Origin of the sequence: Streptomyces sp. NPDC048637, assembly GCF_040650675.1 — a bacterium.
Taxonomy (GTDB): Bacteria; Actinomycetota; Actinomycetes; order Streptomycetales; family Streptomycetaceae; genus Streptomyces.
Window position 1 is genome coordinate 188,898 of record NZ_JBEZHQ010000006.1, and the last position, 16,235, is coordinate 205,132.

General features: G+C 72.1%; 11 protein-coding genes and 1 pseudogene. 6 read left to right on the forward strand and 6 right to left on the reverse strand.

Annotation, left to right across the window (positions count from 1 at the left end; translation table 11 throughout):
- Positions 1-178 precede the first annotated feature (178 nt).
- Entirely contained in the window at positions 179-1,063 is an 885-nt protein-coding gene (locus tag AB0C46_RS11750; RefSeq protein ID WP_362827624.1) for a hypothetical protein, read from the reverse strand.
- A 316-nt stretch (positions 1,064-1,379) separates the two neighbouring features.
- On the opposite strand from AB0C46_RS11750, the gene AB0C46_RS11755 reads away from it, so the two are divergent.
- From AB0C46_RS11755 to AB0C46_RS11770, 4 genes and pseudogenes are all read left to right on the forward strand, one after another.
- A complete protein-coding gene (locus AB0C46_RS11755; RefSeq protein WP_362827625.1) occupies positions 1,380-2,603 on the forward strand; it encodes a PLP-dependent aminotransferase family protein in 1,224 nt (407 codons plus the stop codon).
- 540 nt (positions 2,604-3,143) lie between these two features.
- The gene (locus AB0C46_RS11760; RefSeq protein WP_362827626.1) at positions 3,144-3,593 is read left to right on the forward strand and encodes a DUF2690 domain-containing protein; all 450 of its coding nucleotides are present in this window, start codon (positions 3,144-3,146) and stop codon (positions 3,591-3,593) included.
- 133 nt (positions 3,594-3,726) lie between these two features.
- Complete coding sequence (locus tag AB0C46_RS11765) at positions 3,727-4,512, forward strand: SDR family oxidoreductase (RefSeq protein ID WP_362827627.1); 786 nt, start codon at positions 3,727-3,729, stop codon at positions 4,510-4,512.
- Between the two features lie 64 nt (positions 4,513-4,576).
- A pseudogene (locus tag AB0C46_RS11770) lies at positions 4,577-5,174 on the forward strand (Na+:solute symporter); the annotation flags it as partial.
- Positions 5,175-5,294: 120 nt separating this feature from the next.
- Here the strand turns inward: AB0C46_RS11770 and AB0C46_RS11775 are convergent.
- The gene (locus AB0C46_RS11775; RefSeq protein ID WP_362827628.1) at positions 5,295-6,413 is read right to left on the reverse strand and encodes an ADP-ribosylglycohydrolase family protein; all 1,119 of its coding nucleotides are present in this window, start codon (positions 6,411-6,413) and stop codon (positions 5,295-5,297) included.
- A gap of 468 nt (positions 6,414-6,881) precedes the next feature.
- On the opposite strand from AB0C46_RS11775, the gene AB0C46_RS11780 reads away from it, so the two are divergent.
- Both AB0C46_RS11780 and AB0C46_RS11785 read left to right on the forward strand, forming a co-directional pair.
- Positions 6,882-7,169: an NAD(P)-dependent oxidoreductase gene (locus AB0C46_RS11780; protein WP_362827629.1), complete on the forward strand. Its 288-nt coding sequence runs from the start codon at positions 6,882-6,884 to the stop codon at positions 7,167-7,169.
- A 300-nt stretch (positions 7,170-7,469) separates the two neighbouring features.
- The gene (locus AB0C46_RS11785) at positions 7,470-7,733 is read left to right on the forward strand and encodes a hypothetical protein (RefSeq protein WP_018092249.1); all 264 of its coding nucleotides are present in this window, start codon (positions 7,470-7,472) and stop codon (positions 7,731-7,733) included.
- 196 nt (positions 7,734-7,929) lie between these two features.
- On the opposite strand, the gene AB0C46_RS11790 is transcribed toward AB0C46_RS11785, so the two are convergent.
- The 4 genes from AB0C46_RS11790 to AB0C46_RS11805 all read right to left on the reverse strand — a co-directional run bounded on the left by AB0C46_RS11790 (position 7,930) and on the right by AB0C46_RS11805 (position 16,147).
- A complete protein-coding gene (locus AB0C46_RS11790; RefSeq protein WP_362827630.1) occupies positions 7,930-11,709 on the reverse strand; it encodes a tetratricopeptide repeat protein in 3,780 nt (1,259 codons plus the stop codon).
- Between the two features lie 125 nt (positions 11,710-11,834).
- On the reverse strand, positions 11,835-14,381 hold the full coding sequence (locus AB0C46_RS11795) for a bifunctional FO biosynthesis protein CofGH (RefSeq protein ID WP_362827695.1): 2,547 nt from the start codon (positions 14,379-14,381) through the stop codon (positions 11,835-11,837).
- Positions 14,382-14,616: 235 nt separating this feature from the next.
- On the reverse strand, positions 14,617-15,015 hold the full coding sequence (locus AB0C46_RS11800; RefSeq protein ID WP_362827631.1) for a VOC family protein: 399 nt from the start codon (positions 15,013-15,015) through the stop codon (positions 14,617-14,619).
- A 307-nt stretch (positions 15,016-15,322) separates the two neighbouring features.
- Positions 15,323-16,147: a TIGR03619 family F420-dependent LLM class oxidoreductase gene (locus AB0C46_RS11805; protein ID WP_362827632.1), complete on the reverse strand. Its 825-nt coding sequence runs from the start codon at positions 16,145-16,147 to the stop codon at positions 15,323-15,325.
- Positions 16,148-16,235 lie beyond the last annotated feature (88 nt).

Genomic DNA, 16,235 nt, shown 5'->3' on the forward strand with positions numbered 1-16,235 from the left:
AGCCGTCACCGTCCGCAATCCGCAGATGTGAGCCCTCTCGACTGGATCGCCGTCCCGGCCGAGGGGGCTCGGCCATGCCCGGGCCTCCCCTTCCGGCACACGGCAGCCGCCCGCCGACGCCCACCGCCCATCGCCTGCGGCCCATCGCCTGCCGCCCGCCACCTGCCGCCCGCGTCAGTCAGCGCAGTTCGGACACATACCGGTCCGTCCCGGGCACGGTCGGAAGGAACGGCGCCACCAGCTCCACCCGCCCCAGCCCTGACTCCGCGACCTCCTCCTCCAGGCCGGCGAACCGCTCCGCCCAGGTGTCGCGCGGGTCCTGCTGCAGGAACCACAGCAGGGTCAGCCGGGTGTCGACGCCCTCGACCTGCCGCACATACGACATCCGGTCCCCCGGCAGCGGCGTCGGGCGGAAAACCGTGACCATCGCGGCCGGTGAACCCGACAGCCGCCGCGGCAGATGCCGGGCACACAGCCACTCCAGCAGCGCGTCCCGCCGTTCCGGACCGTCCGCGTCGATCACCTCCAGCACCAGCCCGGCGTACGGGTGGTCCAGTGCGTGGAAGTCGCGGGGGCCCGCCGCACCGTCCCGGTAGACCGTCGCCAGATGGTCCTGGAAGGCCGTGAAGACATGCGTACGGTCCTGGTAGACCCGGCCGTCCCGGTTGAGGCGCTTGTTGATGCCGACGGTCCACTTCATGTGCTCGTCGTAGCGGCCCGCGGTGAGCCAGTACGTGGAGAGATAGCAGCCGGCCGTGACCGGCCGGGCGACGGCGGACTTCTCTGGGCGGCGCAGCAGTTGCAGCTCGCGCGTGGCGACCCAGCGGCGGCCGGCGAAGATCCATGGCATCGCCATCGCGCCCGCGATGTAGTGGTCGTCCTCGTACCAGCGGTTGTAGGCGTATTCATGCCCGGGATGCGGTTCGACCATGGTGATCAGCGCATGTCCGGGGTGCACGCCGTAGGGGCCGATGGCGGCCAGCTCGGCGTAGGTGGCGGGCCCGGTGTCGACGGCCGCGGCGGTGGTGGTGACCTCTGGCGTTCCTTCGCTGTCTGCGGTCATGACAGACAGGTGTAGCTGACGAATCGTCAGATGGGGAGAGGTTGGTGCACGAATCGTCGGAGAGGTGATGCACGACCTCCAGGCGGCTGTCGGAGAGGTGGTGCACGGGCCCTCCAGGCGACCGTCGGAGGCCGAGCGCGTGCGGCCGCCCCCGGCCCGTACGCAGCCCCACGCGTAACCCCACACGCCCCCGCAGTCCCATCCGCACCCGGCTCATCATGCGGGCACCCCTGCTTTCCGGTCCCGTGCCGCTTAAGCTGCCTGACATCTGCAGCTAACGCTGGTTAATCGCAGACCACGAGCGATTGGAGTCGCCATGCCGGACGCGATACTTGCCCGCGCAGCCACCCCCGTTCCCGGGCTCGCCGCCCGTGCGGCGCGGACCGGTAGCTCGCCCGTACGCGACATCCTGGCGCTCACCGCCCGGCCCGAGGTCATCTCGTTCGCCGGCGGGCTGCCCGCGCCCGAGCTGTTCGATACGGCGGGCCTCGCGGCCGCCTTTCAGCATGTGCTGGCCGAGGACCCGCTGCGGGCGCTGCAGTACTCCACCAGCGAGGGCAGTCCGGCGCTGCGCGCGGCCATTGCGGCGCGCACCACCGCGCGCGGACTGGCCACCGGCCCCGACGACCTGCTGGTCACCACCGGCTCCCAGCAGGGCCTGACGCTGCTGGCCACGGCCCTGCTGGAGCCGGGCGATGTGGTGCTGGTCGAGGACCCCTGTTACCTCGCGGCGCTGCAGATCTTCTCCTTCGCCGGTGCCCGGGTGGTGCCGGTGCCGACCGACGACGAGGGCCTGGATCCGGTCGCGCTGGACGAGATCACCGCGCGGGAGCGGCCCAAGCTGCTCTACATCGTGCCGACGTTCCAGAACCCGACCGGCCGCACGCTGTCCGCCGAGCGTCGGGTCGCGGTCGCCGAGGTCGCCGCCCGGCGCGGGCTGTGGATCGCCGAGGACGACCCGTACGGAGAGCTGCGGTTCGAGGGTGAGCCGGTGCCGTGGGTCGCGTCCTTCCCCGGGGCCGAGGACCGTACGGCGCTGCTCGGCTCGTTCTCCAAGGTGATGGCGCCCGGTCTGCGGCTGGGTTCGCTGCGGGCCCCGGCCGAGCTGCGGCGCGCCTGTGTCATCGCCAAGCAGGCCGCCGATCTGCACACCTCGACCGTCGACCAGGCAGCAGCGGCACGGTACTTGGCGGTCGCGGACCTGGACGCGCATCTGAAGCGGGTGCGCGACGCCTACCGCGAGCGGCGGGATGCGCTGGTCGACGGGCTGGCGGCGGCGCTGCCCGAGGGCTCGCGGTGGAACCGTCCGGCGGGCGGCATGTTCGTGTGGGCGACGCTGCCGGAGGGGTACGACGCGACGGCGCTGCTGCCCGAGGTGGTGCGGCATGACGTCGCGTACGTCCCCGGCGCGCCGTTCTTCGCCGGGCCGCCGGATGCCACGGCCGCCCGTCTGTCGTTCGTGACGCACCCCCCGGAGGAGATCCGCGAGGGGCTCGACCGGCTGAAGAAGGCGCTGGGGGGCGCGCGTCGGCACGACTGAGCGCGTGTGGCCGGTGCCTGCGCCGGGAAGCGGCGGGCGGCGGAAAATCCGCTTCCGGACGGCCGTCGCCCTGCCGGAAACTGGAGGCCCACGGCACGTGGACCTCCAGTGAACCTCCCGGGAGGCCGGATGACCAGTGGCCCGGACAACCCGCCGGACGCACCGGAGGACAACCCGGCGCACGGCCCGTCGAACCCCAGCCCCGAACCCGAACCCGATCCCCACCCTGATTCCGACGCCGACGCTGGCTCCCAGGCTGGTTCCCAGGACGGTCCAGATTCCGATCCCGGTTCCGGTTCTGGCCTCATCACACGCCGTGCCCCTGGCCGCGACCCCGGTTCCGATCCCCACCCCGATTCCCATGCAGGTTCCGGTTCCCCTCCCCCTCCCGCTCCCGATGCCGAGCCCGAGACCGGCTCCGAGCCCGGCCGCTCGGACAACGAACCGGCAGAGCCGTCCCCTTCCTTCCTTTACCGCGCCTGGGCGCGGCTCCGCTGGGCCGGGCGGTGGCTGCGGGCGCACACCCGGCATGCGCTGGTCGTGGGTGTCGTCACGGCGGTCGCCGGTGCGCTGGCCACCGTGGGCGCCGACCAGCTGCCCAAGCTCTTCGAGGATCCACCGCCCGGCTGCCCCGGGGTGGGCTGCGACGGCAGGACGCCCAAGGACAGCGGGTGCGCGTATGACGCCACCACCTGGGAGCCGCAGGAGGGCAACCCGGTCCGCATACACCTGCGTTACAGCAAAAGCTGCGGTGCCGTTTGGGGCCGGATCGTCAACGGCGAGCCGGGGGACACGGTGACGCTCCGGGTGTCGGGCGGCGCGGCCCGCAGTGCCTCCATCGACTACAACCACGACAAGTACACGACCATGGCGACCGTCGGCCCCACCTTCCGGGTGCGGCTGTGCGCGGTGCCCTCGACCAGTCCCCGCCGCACCGGCACATGGGTCAAGTACTGCTTCGAGGCGACAGAACATGTGCCCTGGGACTGACCGACGCGTCTCTCCCGTCTTGGCGAACGGCTCTGGTCTTCCCGGGCCCCCGGATCTAATCTGACGCCAATCTGACGGACCATCAGAAATGAGCTGGGCGGTGCCGGGTGGCCTGCCCTGCCGGGAGGCACACATGCTGCTGCGGAACAAGACCGTCGTCATCTCGGGCGTAGGAGCCGGGCTCGGCCATCAGGTCGCGGCGGCGTGTGTACGGGAGGGCGCCTCGGTGGTGCTGGGGGCCCGCACGGAGGCAAATCTCGCCAAGTCGGCGGCACAGCTGGACCCTTCGGGCGCGCGTACGGCCTGGCGGGCGACGGATATCGGCGACGAGGAGCAGTGCGCGGCGCTGGCCGGTCTGGCCGTGGAGCGGTTCGGCGGGATCGACGCGGTGGTCCATGTCGCCGCCCTGGACTCGCTCTTCGGGGGCCTGCGGGACGCCGACTTCGACTCCTGGCACAGCGTCGCGGACATCAATCTCTTCGGCACGCTGCGGATGACCCGTGCCTGTCTGCCGTCGCTCACGGCGCGCGGCGGCGGCTCGGTGGTGATGATCGGCACCCAGTCGTCGGTCGCCGCACCGTCACAGGTCCAGCAGGCGGCGTATGCGGCGTCCAAGGGCGGGCTGGTCTCGGCGATGTACTCACTGGCGCGCGAACTGGGGCCGGACCGGATACGGGTCAACACCGTGCAGCCCGGCTGGATGTGGGGCCCGCCGGTGGAGGCGTACGTACGGTTCCAGGCGCGCAGCGAAGGCGTCCCGGAGTCCGAGGTGCTGGCCCGGCTCACCGAGCGGATGGCACTGCCCGAGCTGGCGACGGACGCGGATGTGGCCGAGACCGTGGCCTTTCTGGCCTCCGACCGGGCGCGCGCCATCACGGGCCAGTCGCTGCTGGTCAACGCGGGGGAGCTGATGCGATAGCCCGCCCGCCGGGCACTTCTCCTCTCGGGTGGCTGACGGGCGGGTCAGCGGCCGGCGACTGGTCTCGCACACCATGGCCATGTGCTCCTCGGACGCCAATGCCATCTCCGCGGTGTTCACCCGGGACATCGCACCGGCCCTCTCGGCGAAGGCGCGCGACTGGTCGCACCGGGCGGGCCTGCTGGCCGCGCGGCTGTCCACGGTCGCCTTCCTGGTGCTGTCGATGGCCCTCCCCAACCAGGTCAACTCGCCCACGTTCAAAGACATCATCACCGTCGTCATCAAGTGGGTGGCCGGGCTGGTCGGGCCGATCTCCATCCCGTTCCTGCTCGGCATGCTACGGATCTTCCGCACGTCCGGGCCCACGGCGGCACTGGGTTCCTGGGCGGCCGGCCTGTTCGCCTTCTGGCTGACCAACTACGGCCTGGACGATGTCCCGTTGCAGTCCAGATCGTCTCGCCGGTCGCCACCTCGCTGCTCCTGTTCATCCTGCTCGGCCACGTACGGCCGGAGGACACACCGGAGCGGGACGCGGTGCTGGCGCGCATCAACGCCGATGACGACGGGGACGCGCGGCGGGCTCGGTGGCGATTCCTGAGCAAGGGGACGGGGCCGCGGACGGGATGCGGGGTGGCTCGGGGGAGGTGTCGAGGGATCGTTAGGGCGTTCCGTGGCGTTCCGTGGCGGTCCGTCCGGGGCGAAGCGCGCGCCGAGCGGGACGCTCCCGGACTGATCCAAGAGCGGTGCCGGCCGCGGGCCCACACCACCCCCTCGGACAGGCCCTAAGCCCTCGGATACCGGGCGAGCCAGCCCGGCGACGAGCCGGCCGGGCCGTGCAGCGCGGCGCCCTGCGTCATCTCCATCGAGAAGTCGTCGGCCAGCTGCAGGATCGTGTCCCGGCCCTCCAGCTCGACCAGCCAGACCGGCGGCAGCGCCGTCTCGCCGTGCAGGATGCCCAGCAGATTGCCGCAGATGGCGCCGGTGGAATCGCTGTCGCCGCTGTGATTGACGGCCAGCAGGAGACCATGCCGGATGTCCTCGGCGACCAGTGCGCAGTACACACCGATCGACAGCGCTTCCTCGGCCGTCCAGCCCTCGCCCAGGGACTCCACCCGGGCGGGCGTCGGCATGCCCTGCCGTACGGCGCCGAGCGCGCGCTTGAGGGCGTCGGTGGTCTCCTCGTGGCCGGGGCGGGTGGCCAGATGGGCCAGCGCCTTCTGTACGGCGCTGTCGAGGTCCTCGCCACGGGCCAGCGAATGGCTGATGACGGCGAACGCGCCGGCCGCCAGATAGCCGGTGGGATGGCCGTGCGTCTGCGCCGCGCACTCGACGGCGAGCTGGAAGACCAGCTGCGGCTCCCAGCCGACCAGCAGCCCGAACGGTGCGGAGCGCATCACCGCGCCGCAGCCCTTCGAGTCCGGGTTCTTGGGCTGGTCGAGCGTGCCCATCGCCTCGTCGCCGAGACCGCTCAGACAGGCCCGGCCCGGTGCCCGCCGGGAGTACAGCCACTCCTCGCGGGCCAGCCAGCCGTCGTCCTTCTTGCGCTCGTCCGGGCCCCAGTCGCGCTGGGTGACGGCCCAGCGCAGATAGGCGCGGTGGACGTCGGTGGGCGGATGCCAGGCGCCGGTGTCGCGGCGCACCTGGGCCCGGATCAGACCGTCCACGGTGAACAGGGTCATCTGTGTGTCGTCGGTGACCGCGCCGCGCCGCCCGAAGGCAGGCACGAAATCGGTCACGCCCTCCTGGCCGTGCGCCTTGCGGATCGCGTCGAGCGAGTCGAATTCGATACCGGCGCCGAGCGCATCGCCGATGGCGCCGCCGAGCAGACAGCCTCGTACCCGGCCGCGGAAATCCTGCTGCTCCGCGCGCCCCCAGATGGCGCCGCCGCCCGCTGCGCTCATGCCGAAACCTCGCTCCGCTCGGCCTCGCATTCGCGCGGCGCGCACCTCTGAACGGCACGCTCGCTGCGCTCGCTCACTGCGCCCTCCTGAAGCTCACTACGTCCCGGGGCCTTGCGGGGCCCCTGGCGCAGCACTGTAATCGACCAGGAATGATCAATTTTCAGCCAGGAGGGTATTGCGAATAGTCATTCGCAAGGAGGCTTTTGGCCGGTACCGTCCCGATGGGTACGAGCTCGGTCGATACGGGCCGCGTGGGTGCGGGTGGGTACGGGTGGGTGCGGATGGGTGCGGGTGGGTGCGGATGGGTGCGGGTCAGCGTTGAGTGGTTACGGGCCGCGGGGGTTCCGGGGCGCGGGGGTGCGGGGGCGTGTGGGTGCGGGGCGTGTGGGTGCGGGGGCGCGTGAGTACGGGCTCGCGTGGGTGCGGGCACTCGTGGGTACGGGAACGCGTAAGTACGGGCACGCGTAAGTGCGGGGCCACGTCGTTGCGGCCGCGTCGTTGTGGGGCCACCTCGGTGCGGGGCCGCATCGGTGCGGGGCGCCGCCGGGTCCGGCCCTGCGCGCCGGTGCCGGTCTGGACATCTTCGACCACGAGCCGCTGGCCGACGACCACCCGCCGCGCACCCTGCCGAACGTGCTGGTTCTCCCCCACCTCGGCCATGTCACCCGCCGCAGTGACGAGGGCTGCTTCCGACATCCGGTCGAGGACGACGTCACGGCCTTCCTGGCGGGCAGCCCGATCCGTCAACTGGGCTGAGGCGGCACCGGTCATCCGGACGTGGGACCCGCCCCACAGGCCGGCAGCCCCGGCCAGCCCTGCCCGGCCGCCCGCCGGTCGCGTGGAGGAGACCACAGCACCTCCAGCCGGTCCTCGACCGACGCCTTCGCCACCCCACGCCTCGGGCGGCGTCCCCCTCAGGTCAGGCGCGAAGAGGCCACCGGCCTCGTCCCACCGGGTGTCTGGCGCCACTCCCGCCCCTCCTTCCCCTTCCGCCCCCCCACCTGGGCGTTCATCCGTTCGATGATGGCGGCGGCGCCCGTTGGGCATGCTCTCCCCATGTCCGAGTACGAGTGGGATCGCACCACCATGGCTGTCGTCGCCTCCGCGCTCTCCGGAGACAGCGACGGCGCGGTGGAACTCCTTCGGCCGCTCCCCCAGAGCGATGTATGCCATATCGCCGTACGGCTCGCCGCCATGGCGGCCGACGCACTGATCGTCGCTGCCCAGGACAGCGGAGGCGACCGCGAGGAGGCACTCTCGCAGTGGCAGCAGTGCATCCTGCAGCACGAGGCGGAGTACGAGGGCGGAGTGGGGGACTGAGCGGCCCGTAGCACGGTCCTGGCCCTGCCCGGCGCAGCGGCCAACGAGGAGGGTGGCTCCGCTGCGCCTGCGCCTTCGCCTGCGGGTGCGGGTGCGGGTGCGGGTGCGGATCACCGGTGCTGTCTCCACGGACCGTCCTACCCCCAGGGGGAGCAGGCGGACACCATCGGCCATCGGCGAGGCGCTGGGCCGCCCGTCATTCCGAGGCGACAGCCGTCGCCCGCAGGTGACGTATCAGCCCGCTGCGCATCGCCTCCAGCTGGTCGACCTCCGCCCCCGGCAGACGCGCGAGATCGCGCAGCCCGAGTTCGGTCTCGGCAACGGCCTCCCAAGAGCCACCGTCCAGCAGCTCGGCGGTGAGAGCCTCGGCATCCGACCAGTCGCCGAGGACACAGCGAACGAGGACGGCGACCGGCACCATCCCCATGAGAGGTGCGGGGGAGGCGGGCGCGTTGCTCCCGTCGGGGGAGGCGGGGGCGTGGCTCCCATCGGCGGCGCCGCGGTCGGTGTCGGTGCTGCGGTGGCTGTCACGGTCGGTGTTGGTGCTGCCGTTGCTGTCAGGGTCGGTGTCGGTGCTGCCGCTGCTTTCACAGTCCGTGTCGGTGCTGCCGCTGCTGTCGCGGCCCGCGCAGCCGTTGCCGAAGGGGCTGGCAAGTATCTCCTCGGATCGCAGTGCCGCCCAGGCGTCTCCGGTCACCGTCGCCGTCGCGGACGCGGATGTGGACGTGGTCGTGGTCCCAGTCGCAGTCCCAGTCCCAGTCCCAGTCGCGTTCGCGTTCGCGGTCGCAGTCCCAGTCGCGGTCCCAGCCGCGGTCACGGTCCCAGTCGCCGTCGCGGTCCCAGTCGCCGTCGCCGTCCCAGCCGCGGTCGCAGTCCCAGTCGCCGTCGCCGTCCCAGCCGCGGTCACGGTCCCACTCCTGCTCGCGCCGCTGAGTGTGGCGGTGAGCAGCGCTGCCTCGTACCGGACGACCGGGCCGGCGGCCGGGTCGGTCGAGTCGGTAGCCAGCGCTTCCCGGGCCGCCTCGACCGCCTCGTGTGCCGCGTCGAGGTGGCCGGTGCGGCGCAGGCAGCCCGCCTTGAGGGCCAGGAGGGTGGCGGTTGGCGCGGCGTCGGTGAGGGCGCGGTCGAAATCGGCCAGGGCGCGGGGGTCATCTCCCCGTAGGAGGTGGGTTTTGCCGCGTGGGGCGAAGGTGAGGGCGGGGTCGGCGCCGAGTTCGACGGCGCGGTCGAAGTCCGCCAGCGCTTCCGTCAGTCGGCCGGTGAGCAGGTTGATCGCTCCCCGGGTGGCTGCGGCCCGGCCGCAGTCGGGGGTGAGGCGCAGCGCGGCGGAGAGTTCGGAGCGGGCGTCCTCGATACGGCCCAGCGCTTTCAGCACCAGGCCGCGTCGCCAGCGGGTGAGGCCTTCCGCGGGGTCCAGGGCGATCGACCGGTCGAGGTCCGCGAGGGCGCGTTCGTAGCGGCCCAGGTGGCCGGACACCGCGCCCCGCAGTCCCCAGGCCCGGGCGTCGCCGGGGTTGAGTTCCAGGGAGCGGTCAAGGGCTGCCAGTGCCTCGTCATCGCGGTCCAGGGCGTGCAGAGCGGTCCCGCGGGCCAGGTGGGCCCAGGCATAGTCGGGGTCGATGGCAAGGGCCCGGTCGGCCTCCAGGACTGCTTGCTCGTCACGCCCGCTGTGGAGGCAGGTGTGGCAGCGCTCCGCCCATACCCAGGGGTCGTTCGGATGCAGTTCGGCCGCGCGCCCGAGGGCGGTGAGGGCTTCCTCGTAGCGGCCCATCAACCGCAGGGTGATCCCCCGGCGGGCGTAGGCCCAGACGTAGGTGGGATTGACGGCGAGGGCGCGGTCGAATTCGGCCAGGGCCAGGGCGTACTGCCCCGTCTCGCGGTAGGTGGCGCCCCGTTCGGCCATCGCCCAGGCGTAGTCCGCCTTGATCTCGATGGCGCGCTCCAGACACGCCAGCGCTTCCTCGTGCAGGCCGAGGCGACGCAGGCAGACGGCGCGGCTGGCGATGCTGAAGGCGTGGCGTGGCTCCAGGGCCAGGGCCCGGTCGAACTCGGTCATGGCCTGCTCGTAGCGGCCCAGGAGCCGGTGGACCTCACCGAGTTGGGAGGCGGCGTCCAGGGAGTCGGGGGTGATCTCCAGGGCGCGGGTGTAGTCCTCGGCGGCGCGCTCGAAGCAGCGCATGTAGCGGTGGGTCAGACCGCGGCCTAGCAGGGCGGCGGCGTCGCGCGGGTCGAGTTCGAGGCAGCGGTCGAAGTCGGCGAACGCCTGCGGCCAGGCTTCGGCCTTGCGGTGCTCGCGGCCCCGGATGCGGTGGATGCGGGCCTGCCGGTGCGCATCGAGGCCGGGGCGGCCGAGCAGTGCGGTGAGGATCGAGATCAGGCCGCCGCCGTCCTCGGTGAGCGCGGCGGTCATGCGTGCGCCCCAGTCGCCGACCTCCGGGTCGCCGGCGTCCTCACCGGCCTGGCGGAGGGTCTCCACGACTCTGCGCACGGCGTCCGGCGCATGCTCGGCGGCGTCCAGGGTGTCGGACAGCGCCTGGGTGAGGGACGGCTGCGGGTCCGCGCAGAGGGAGTGGTAGATCTCCCGGAGCCGGTACTCCAGTTGGCGTTCACCGGACCACGACTCCGCCGGGTTCGCGTCGGGCGCGCGGTCCGTGCGGTGGCGCCGGGCGGCCTCGGCGAGATGGCGGTGCCGGGCCGTCCAGGTCTGCGGTGATCTACGGCGCTGGAGGCGCAGCATCGCCGTACGCACCACCTCGTGGTACTGCCATCGCCCGGCCCGGTCGGCGACGAACGGCAGCCCGCACAGCCAGCCGAACTGTTCGGCGGCGGCCGCGTCCACCGCGGCCCGGAAGATGTCCTCGTCCACGTGGCGCGGCAGGGCTGCCGCCAATGCGGCCTCGCGGCGCACCGGGTCCGTCTCCCATTTCAGAAAGCGTTCGACGGCTGTGTCGCTGGGGTCGTCGACGGCCTCGGCGGCGCGCGGGCGGTTCTCGGCGAGGGTGGAGACCAGCACCGGAAGGCCGCCGGACAGCCGCAGGATCACCTCGACGATGCGCTCGTCGGTGATGTCCCTGGTCGCCAGGAACTGGCGTGCCTCGTCCTCCGTGAAGGCGTCCAGCGGCAGATCCGTCACGCAGTCCAGGCAGTCGGCCCAGCACCGGCGGTCCAGTGCGGTCTGCCCGGCCAGCGTCACCACCACATTGGGCGCCAGCGGTCCATAGCGATCGCTGACCAGGACGTCACGCAGCCAGACGTCGAGCAGCGGCCCCGTCCGCTCATAGGTGTCGAAGAAGAGCGCCACCGAGGGTGACTCGTCCGCGACGGCACTCAGTTCGCGGACGAAGACCGGCGTCAGAGCCTCCAGCGGCTCCATCACCAGCTGCACCTCGTCATGGGTGCGCAGCCGGGCGCTGAGCAGACCGCGGAGCCGGTCCGCGCCGCGTGCCACCTGGCGGGGGTCCAGTCCTCCGGTGAGGGCGCCGACGCCGGGCAGCAGCCCCAGGCCGGCCAGCCCGGCCTGGGCGGCGATCATGCTGCCGGGCGAGGGGGCGGCCCCCGGGGGATCGTCCTGGTCCGCCGGGCCGGGCGCGCCCTCCGCGGCGACGGCCGCCGCTGCGACCTCGTGGCGCCGCTCCCGGTAGGTGGCGAGCAGCTTGTCGAAGACCTTCAAGGGACGGCCTTGCGCGGCTAGTTGGCCACTCATGGCCGCCATCGCCTCGGGGACGCCGTGCACCGCCTCGTCGACATACGCCGTCGGCGCGCCCTGCTCGCGCGCGGCCTCCTCGAACTGCCGGACCAGTGAGGTCTTGCCGACGCCCGCCTGGCCGTGCACATGGAAGAGGAACTGGTGCGCCGGATCCTCCACCGTGCGGGAGAAGTTGTCACGGAACGCGGCGATCTCGCCGCGCCGCCCGACGAACCCCTCCCGCCGCCGGAGCCGGATCAGCTCCTGTCGCGACAGCCTGCTGTGTGCCACCGGTTCCACCCCCTCCGCCCCGGCGTTGCCGCGGTGCCGGTTTTTCTGCCCTGCTCCCGCAGATTAGCCGTCGGCGGAGCTGCGGGAGCAGGGCTGTGGATAACCGCGGCCGCCTGCCCCACCGGCTACTCCACGACCGGCAGCAGCTCCGGCAGATGACCGTCCGACGCGAGGGCGGCGGCCTGGCGTTCCCCGGTGACCGGGGCGTAGGTCGTGGTGCGGGGGCGGGACGGGCGGCCGGCCCGGTCGGCGATGGCGATGAGGTCCTGGATGGAACGGTAGGAGCCGTAACTGGAGCCCGCCATCCGGGAGATGGTCTCCTCCATCAGGGTGCCGCCCAGATCGTTGGCGCCGGAGCGGAGCATTGCGGCGGCACCGTCCGCGCCGAGCTTGACCCAGCTGGTCTGGATGTTGGTGATGTGCGGGTGGAGCAGCACCCTGGCCATGGCCGTCACCGCGCGGTTGTCACGGGTGGTGGGGCCGGGTCGGGCGATGCCGGCGAGGTAGACGGGGGCGTTGGTGTGGATGAAGGGGAGGGTGACGAACTCCGTGAAGCCGCCGGTCTCCTGCTGGATTTCGGCGAGCAGACGGAGGTGGCCCAGCCAGTGGCGGGGCTGGTCGACATGGCCGTACATCATCGTCGAGGACGAGCGGATGCCCAGCTCGTGGGCGGTCTTGATGACCTCGACCCAGGTGGCGGTGGGCAGCTTGCCCTTGGTGAGGATCCAGCGGACCTCGTCGTCGAGGATCTCGGCGGCGGTACCGGGGATGGTGTCCAGACCGGCGGCCTTGGCCTCGCTGAGCCACTCGCGGAGGGACAGCCCGGTGCGCGTCGCGCCGTTGACGACCTCCATGGGCGAGAAGGCGTGCACATGCATGCCGGGGACGCGTTCCTTCACGGCGCGCGCGATGTCGAAGTACGCGGTGCCGGGCAGGTCGGGGTGGATGCCGCCCTGCATGCACACCTCCACCGCGCCCACGTCCCAGGCCTGTTGGGCCCGGTCGGCGACCTGGGAGAGGGAGAGGGTGTAGGCGTCGGCGTCCGTGCGGCGCTGGGCGAACGCACAGAAGCGGCAGCCGGTGTAGCAGACGTTGGTGAAGTTGATGTTCCTGGTGACGATGTAGGTGACGTCGTCACCCACGGTGTCGCGGCGCAGCTCGTCGGCGATGGTGCAGAGCGCGTCCAGGGCGGGCCCGTCGGCGTGCAGCAGCGCCAGGGCCTCCGCGTCGGTGAGCCGGGTGGGGTCGTCGGCGGCCTGCGCCAGGGCCTGGCGTACGTCGGAGTCGATGCGCTCCGGCGCCATCCCGGGGGCTGCGGCCTCGCGCAGCGCCTCCCAGTCGCCGTAGACCTCGTCGAAGTCGTCGCGGCGGTCGGCGGTGCGGCCTTCGGTGTCGATGGTGTGGTGCAGGTCCGTACGGCCCGAGGAGCTCATCGTGAAGCCCCCGTCGGGCTCCTGCCAGGGGCGTCCCACCACGGGGGCGTCCTCGACAGCCAGGCCGGTCTCCGGGTCGGCGAGGGCACGGACATGCGGCAGCAGGCGGGGGTCGAGCCAGGGCTCACCGCGCTGGAGGAACTCCGGGTAGATGGGGAGCCGTTCACGCAGCTCGAAGCCGGCCGCGGCGCAGCGCTCGGTGAGCTCGTCGATCTGCGGCCAGGGGCGCTCGGGGTTCACATGGTCGCGGGTCAGCGGGGAGACACCGCCCCAGTCGTCGATCCCGGCGTCGATGAGCAGCTGGTATTCGCCGTCGACCAGGTTGGGCGGTGCCTGGATACGGGTCGAGGGGCCCATGATGTGCCGGGCCACCGCGATCGTCGCGGCCAGCTCCTCCAGTTCGGCGTCCGGCATTCCGCGCATCGCCGTGTCCGGCTTCGCGCGGAAGTTCTGCATGATCAGTTCCTGGATGCCGTGGTAGGCGCGCTGGATACGACGCAGCGCGAAAAGGGACTCGGCGCGCTCCTCGTACGTCTCGCCGATGCCGATGAGCAGCCCCGTGGTGAAGGGGACGTTGGAGCGGCCGGCGTCCTCCAGGACGCGCAGCCGGACGGCCGGTTCCTTGTCGGGTGATCCGTGGTGCGGACCGCCGGGCTCGCTCCACAGCCGCTCGGCGGTCGTCTCCAGCATCATCCCCAGGGACGGGGCGACGGGCTTGAGCCGCTGGAAGTCCGTCCAGGACAGCACCCCGGGGTTGAGGTGCGGCAGCAGGCCGGTCTCCTCCAGGACGCGGATGGCCATGGCGCGGACGTACGAGAGCGTGTCGTCGTAGCCGTGCGCCTCCAGCCACTCGCGGGCCTCGGGCCATCGGTCCTCCGGCTTGTCCCCCAGGGTGAACAGGGCTTCCTTGCAGCCCATTTCGGCGCCGCGGCGGGCGATGTCCAGCACCTCGTCGGGGGACATGAACATCCCGTGGCCGTCCCGGCGCAGCTTGCCGGGGACGGTGACGAAGGTGCAGTAGTGGCACTTGTCCCGGCACAGGCGCGTCAGGGGGATGAAGACACCGCGCGAGTACGTGATGACCCCCGGGCGGCCCGCGGCCTCCAGACCGGCGTCCCGCACCCGGGCCGCGGAGGCACACAGGTCCCTGAGGTCCTCGCCGCGCGCCTGCAGCAGCACCGCGGCCTCGCCGGCGTCCAGCGCGACACCGTCGCGGGCCCGCTTGAGCGCGCGGCGCATCGCGTTCGCCGTGGGCCGGCCCGCGGCGGTGGGACCGGCGTTCGTCCCGCGGTCGGTCCCTTGGTCGGATGCCTGGTCAGGTACCTGCGCGCTGGAAGTCATCCTCCGAGGATACGAGCGCCCGCCGACAGCCCCGCCGCCGGAGAAGGAGCCGTTGCTGTGCCGCTGATCACTGCGGACGGAGGTTCCGTCGGGGTACGGAAGGGGCACTTCCCGGCGGCGGCGCACCGCACGCTTACATACTGGCCAGCAGTTCGTCGGAGTACGTCCTGGTCAAGAACTCCATGTTGTGGCCATCGGGGTCAAGGATGTAGACACCGCGGCCGCCGTCCAGGGTGTTGATCTCCTGAGCCCTGGTGTGCATGGGGTCGGCCCAGTAGGACAGCCCGCGCTCCTGTATGCGGCCGAAGATCCCGTCGAACTCTTCCTCGGTCACCAGGAACGCATAGTGCGTCGGGACGAATTCGCCGGCTGCGACATGCTCGGCGTAGTCGAGGGCCACCCCGTTGTCCAGCTTGAGGGCGGCGAAGGGCCCGAACGCCTTGGGCTCGGGCGCGCCGAGCAGATCGGCCAGGAACCGGGCGGAGGCGAAACGGTCGGTGCTGTGCACGATCGTGTGGTCGAGGCGAGGCATGGGATCTCCTTGATCTCTCTGGTCCCGTGATCGGCGTGGTCCTCTGATCTGCGGGATCGTTCGGACCGTTGATCTTGTTGGACCGTGGACCGATGTCCTTGGACCGCTGGCCGCGGGTGGCGCAACGGGTCCTCACCTTCGACGCTACGACCGGAGGGGGCGAATGCGAATCGGTCTCCGGTACCGACCCGGACGGGAGGGGCCGTACACCGATGGTCCTAGGGCGCACCCGGCGCGGTCCCCCTCCCCGGCCGGCAGGCATCCCGCCCGCCGCCGTCACCCATCCGGTACGGCCCGCTGCCGTACGTCACAAGTACTGCGCGAAGTCGTCCAGCGTCCGCAGCACCTCCGCCTCCCCCGCCGGTGGCAGTTGCAGCACCACCTCCTGCAGGCCCAGCTCGCGGTAGTGCGCCAGCTTCCCGGGCGACGGGCGGACCGCGTACGGCACCACCACCGGCTCACCCGTGCGCCCGGCGTCCGACCACGCCTGCCGCAGCACCGGAACGGTCTCGGGCAGCCCCCGCCCGCCGATCGGCAGCCACCCGTCCGCGTACTCCGCGATCTGCCCGAAGAGCTTGGGTCCGGCCGAGCCGCCGAGGAGGATGCGCGGCGCGCCGTGGGCCGGCTTGGGGTGCGCGAAGGACGCCCGTACGGACCCGAATGTGCCCTGGTACGCGGTCGGTTCCGTGGCCCACAGGGCCCGCATCAGCGCCACCCGGTCGCGGGTCAGCTCCCGCCGGGTCGACCACTCCACCCCGTGGTCGGCGGCCTCTTCGACGTTCCAGCCGTAGCCGATGCCGAGGGTGAAGCGGCCCCCGGAGAGGAAGTCGAGGGTCGCGATCTGCTTGGCGAGGTCGACCGGGTCGTGCTGGGCGACGAGGGTGATGCCGGTGCCGAGGGCGAGCCGCTCGGTGACCGCGGCGGCCTGGCCGAGCGCGATGAACGCATCGAGGGTACGGCCGTATTCGCGGGGCAGCGGCTCGCCCATCGGCGCCGGGGTGTCCCGGCTGGCCGGGATATGGGTGTGCTCCGGGAGATAGAGGCCGGCGAATCCGCGCTGCTCCAGCTCGCGGCCCAGCCGGTCCGGCCGGATCGTCTCGTCGGTCAGGAAGATCGTGGTCGCGATCCGCATGCTGGGACACCTCCGCGTCGGGCGTGTGCGTGACCGCATGTTGCCTCACCGACCGATGGTTATCCACAGCCCTTTCCCTCGGTGTCGC

What these genes read in the sequence shown, in the direction of transcription:
- AB0C46_RS11750 (WP_362827624.1), bottom strand. Translation starts at nt 1,063, where the DNA reads ATGACCGCAGACAGCGAAGGAACGCCAGAGGTCACCACCACCGCCGCG.
- AB0C46_RS11800 (WP_362827631.1), bottom strand. Translation starts at nt 15,015, where the DNA reads ATGCCTCGCCTCGACCACACGATCGTGCACAGCACCGACCGTTTCGCC.
- AB0C46_RS11795 (WP_362827695.1), bottom strand. Translation starts at nt 14,381, where the DNA reads ATGCGCCGCGCGCTCAAGCGGGCCCGCGACGGTGTCGCGCTGGACGCC.
- AB0C46_RS11765 (WP_362827627.1), top strand. Translation starts at nt 3,727, where the DNA reads ATGCTGCTGCGGAACAAGACCGTCGTCATCTCGGGCGTAGGAGCCGGG.
- AB0C46_RS11785 (WP_018092249.1), top strand. Translation starts at nt 7,470, where the DNA reads ATGTCCGAGTACGAGTGGGATCGCACCACCATGGCTGTCGTCGCCTCC.
- AB0C46_RS11805 (WP_362827632.1), bottom strand. Translation starts at nt 16,147, where the DNA reads ATGCGGATCGCGACCACGATCTTCCTGACCGACGAGACGATCCGGCCG.
- AB0C46_RS11775 (WP_362827628.1), bottom strand. Translation starts at nt 6,413, where the DNA reads ATGAGCGCAGCGGGCGGCGGCGCCATCTGGGGGCGCGCGGAGCAGCAG.
- AB0C46_RS11755 (WP_362827625.1), top strand. Translation starts at nt 1,380, where the DNA reads ATGCCGGACGCGATACTTGCCCGCGCAGCCACCCCCGTTCCCGGGCTC.